General features: G+C 66.5%; 4 protein-coding genes. 2 read left to right on the top strand and 2 right to left on the bottom strand.

Annotation, left to right across the window (positions count from 1 at the left end; translation table 11 throughout):
- Positions 1-473: DUF5997 family protein (locus ACFU99_RS37195; RefSeq protein ID WP_384401149.1), on the top strand; the 473-nt coding region annotated here is incomplete at its 5' end.
- A gap of 405 nt (positions 474-878) precedes the next feature.
- Here ACFU99_RS37195 and ACFU99_RS37190 read toward each other — a convergent pair.
- Both ACFU99_RS37190 and ACFU99_RS37185 read right to left on the bottom strand, forming a co-directional pair.
- Positions 879-1,928: a type II toxin-antitoxin system Phd/YefM family antitoxin gene (locus ACFU99_RS37190; protein ID WP_384401146.1), complete on the bottom strand. Its 1,050-nt coding sequence runs from the start codon at positions 1,926-1,928 to the stop codon at positions 879-881.
- A 524-nt stretch (positions 1,929-2,452) separates the two neighbouring features.
- On the bottom strand, positions 2,453-2,773 hold the full coding sequence (locus tag ACFU99_RS37185) for a DUF6087 family protein (RefSeq protein WP_384401143.1): 321 nt from the start codon (positions 2,771-2,773) through the stop codon (positions 2,453-2,455).
- A gap of 387 nt (positions 2,774-3,160) precedes the next feature.
- Here ACFU99_RS37185 and ACFU99_RS37180 point away from each other — a divergent pair, with 387 nt between their 5' ends.
- A complete protein-coding gene (locus ACFU99_RS37180; protein WP_384401141.1) occupies positions 3,161-3,505 on the top strand; it encodes a hypothetical protein in 345 nt (114 codons plus the stop codon).
- The last annotated feature ends 170 nt before the right edge of the window (positions 3,506-3,675 follow it).

Genomic DNA, 3,675 nt, shown 5'->3' with positions numbered 1-3,675 from the left:
GGCGAGCGGTCGGCTTCGATCTCGATCGCTGCTACTCAGCGTACGCACACGCGTTTCGCCTCCCCGACGGAACCCCGATGGAGCACACTGGAAGCATGAGTGCCAGACGTCGCCCCTGTCTGCAACACATGAACGACGACGCCCTGCTCTCCTCCGACCAATTCGCCCGTGCTCTTCGGATCAGCGGTCGCACAGCGATACGGTGGGCAGGCGCCGACCGGCCGCACACCGTAGCCGAGATCAAAGAACTCCTCGCCGCTCCTCCTCCCTGGCTGGTCGCCGAGCGGGAGCGGATGGGCGCTCAGGAAGAGAAAATCCGACTTCGGAAGGGCCGGAAATCCCGAGCGCTGCGAGAAGAGCAGGCAGTGTTCGTGGCGACACCTGAAGGGAAGGTCGCTCTCACGAGGGCCAGGGAGCTTGAAGAACGGGCCGAACAGCACTGCGGGACTCTCAACGCACTCGGCGCTCCATGAGTGAGAGGCACCGGCGAGAGACCTGGTCGCGGACGGAGACCTCCCCAACTTCACTACGGCTCTGGACGATACGCTGACCACGCTGGGCTTCGGCACATGCAGCATTGCGCAGTGGGATGAGTGGTACGCGAACTTTTGAGCATTTTGAGGCACGGTCGCAGCAATGCTCGGCGCGGCGGACCACCCGGTGCGGCCGTCCGTGCGGTCCATCATCGCCTTCTTGAGGTTTGAATTCAGACCTCTCACGCTCTGCTGGTCGGAAAGGCGAGCGGCTCGGTCTCCAACTGCGCGCCACCCCATATTCCCGGTTGTCAGCCGGGTCGCGTCACTTGCGACTGCCTGTACCGACGGCTGGCGGGCCACAATGGTCTGGCCCGCAGCCTGTACGGGCAGGGCGTGGTCCGTTCACCCGTGGGCGGGACGGGCGCAGCGAACGTGTCCGGATGCGATCGCGTCCAGGGGCAGGGATAGGCCGAAGGCTCGTTCCAGGCCGGCGAAGAACAGCGTGACGTCGTCTGTCCAGTCAGTTTCTTCTTCCGCGCGGCGGACATACGCATTGAGGAAGGCCAGCGGCGCATGCGGGGCGAAGGGCCGTTCGCCCGGGGTGTACCAGCGGATCTCGTACATGTCCGGTTGTACGTCGGTGCTGTCCTCGGTCGGGACAGGGTTTTGATACTCCCCGTCCTTACAGTAGCTGAACTCATAGATGGCCTTGGCCATGGTCGCGGTCAGCGTAATCTGCTGCGCGGGCGGCGGGTTGATACAGCGAGAGAAGGCGTCGTCGAAGTCGTGGTAGCCCAGCCACGTCCATCCGGCTGCTTCTCCGAAGACGAGCACGCGCGGCAGATCCTCAGTGCCTTCGCGTGTGTCGTGCTCCTGCACCTGGTGCAGGAGCAGGCCGTCTGTGATGTCTTGAGCGTCGGCCCCATAAGCGAGGGCGACTTCTTCGGGGGTTGGGCCTTTGATGAATTCGATGATGGTGAAGGGCTCTTGAGCCTTCCAACTGTCGGCGATCCACGCTATACCGTCACCCACCGGAGACTGGTGAGCCAGAAACTCTTCGAAGGCCGCCGTCTGCTTCGGGTCCATGTAGTTCTGACGGCCGGCCCTCGCTTTGCTCTCCAGCCATGCGACCTCCTCCACGGACCGCACCTCGGCTACCGTCACGCAATCCCGTGTGAAGGTCATCCGCACTCCGTCGAGATGGGTGTATAACACGTACGGACCTTGCTGCTCGGGACTGACTGGCGGCTCCTGCCCGACCGTCGGCCGAGGCCTCGAGCCGCCGTGGGCCCGTTGCGCAAAATGCTCCAGTTCGGCCAGTTCGGCCGCCGGGAGGAGCATGCCCGCCGGCTTGCCGCCGCTGGTGATGCACACTCGCTCACCGGTCTCCTCGACGCGGCGGATCAAGCGTCCGAAGTCCGCTACGACTTCCCGCAGTTCGATGCTGTTCATAGGCTCGGACACTATCGGCAACCCGCCGGTTCAGGGTGAACACAGCAACAGCACCATCCACCCTGGGGGCATGCCTGTTCCCCTAGCATGCCCTCAATCTGGCGGACAACTCGAACCCGCCGTCACGCCCCGAGTTCCGGCGCGGGTACTGGCAGCCTCCGCTGCGGCCTGTCCGCCGTGCGCGTGCGGGACAATAGGTGTCCACCGGGTGTTGGTCTTCGCCGGGAGCAGCTGGACGTTACCCCTTCCGGACAGCTCCTCGCACGGTTGCGGGGCGTAGAGAGGGATGCAATCGCCTGGCGGCCGCGGTCGGCCAGGCGATACTGCGCGTTGTCCCGTGCCAGCAGGGTCCGGCGCATGAGGCAGGGCGGGCCGATGGGGTGAGTGCGGCGATTTCGGCGACCCGGTGCACGGGAGAACGAGCGGCGCAGCACTCGGTCGGAACGGCCCACGTGGTTTCGGCGGCGATGCGCTCCTGGGCGCGGCGCTGCCGTGGCGTGGGTCCGTTGCATGGCGCCGGGCTGTCAGCGCCCTTCCTCAGTCGGGGCCGTTCGGCGGTGTCGGCCCCGTCCTTGGCCGAGCATCTGGTGATCCTGCTCGGCAGGTTCCTCTGTCACCGGCTGCGGCGGGTGGAGCAGGGTCTTCGCTGTGGCCAGGTCCTTGACGACGCCGATGGTCGCCCACTCTTCGCCCTTCCACTCCTGGATGACGCGTGGAGCATGCGGCTCGACGTGAGCCGCTCGATGCCGGCCCTCGGTGAGCGGTACCGCCCGCAACTTTCCCTTTGATGCGGTCCGGCGCTCCTCGCGCCGTCGTGCCCACTCTTCCAACGGCTCCTCGTCCATCGGAGCATCGTGGTGCAGACGGGCTTGCGTCGCCACTCTCAGCCCGGGATCAGTTCCGTACGCCCGCTGCGGAGACTTTTTCTGCGTGGGCCACCGGAAGCAGACGTGGGGTGCGTCGCCCTGGTCGTGTGGGGCGAAGCCTGTTGCGCCAGCCGGATGCCGGGGCAGTCGAACGCGCCGAGCGTCTCTGGCTCCGGTAGGTGCGGGCGTGGTGGGTCGGTCCCAGTCGAGAGATTGCCGGACGTACTCGATCAACAACGAGTGGTAGGCCGCATCCACGGCGGAGACGGGTGCCGCGCATGCGGAGAACGTCTGAGTACATGCACTGCGCAGACATGAGTACGCACCACCATGTTGGGGCGGCACGGGTGCTCCAGGGTTGGAGTCATGACCGCACCGGATCCGCACCCCACCGCGCCCGCAGCAACCGACCCGTTCGCGCCGTCCGCATCGGCAACGCGTGTCTTCGCAGGCCTCGGTCTCCTGCTGCTCGCCTGTGCCTACGGAGTGTTCCTCATCGTCGTTGTCCACCAGGCATACAGCGGAGACGGCACCAGCGGACCCTTGACGGGTGCGGCCCAGGGGTCCATGGGACTGTCTGCTGTCGTAGGGCTGCTCTCTCTGTGCCTGCCCGGCGATGTGGTGAGCCTCGCAGCGCGGCGGGCGGCCGTCGGGGTGCAGTACGCGCTGGCGTTCGCCGGCCCCGTGCTGGCTGCCGTCGACCCTTCCTAGTCAGCGTCAGCGAGGGCTCGGGCTGGCGCGCGGAATCGGCGAAGACTGCCACCGTCTGCTCCTGGGACCACATCCGCGGCTCCGTCGGCGGACGCACCGGCATCGTGGCCGTCCACGTGGGCAAGCACCGCCCCGGGTCACGGCGTCGACATGCGCTGTCTGTATGACGG

This window comes from Streptomyces sp. NPDC057654 (genome assembly GCF_042800135.1).
In the GTDB taxonomy this organism is placed as follows: domain Bacteria; phylum Actinomycetota; class Actinomycetes; order Streptomycetales; family Streptomycetaceae; genus Streptomyces.
The sequence above is the reverse complement of the archived record's forward strand: the minus strand, read 5'-3'. Positions and strand labels throughout refer to the sequence as shown.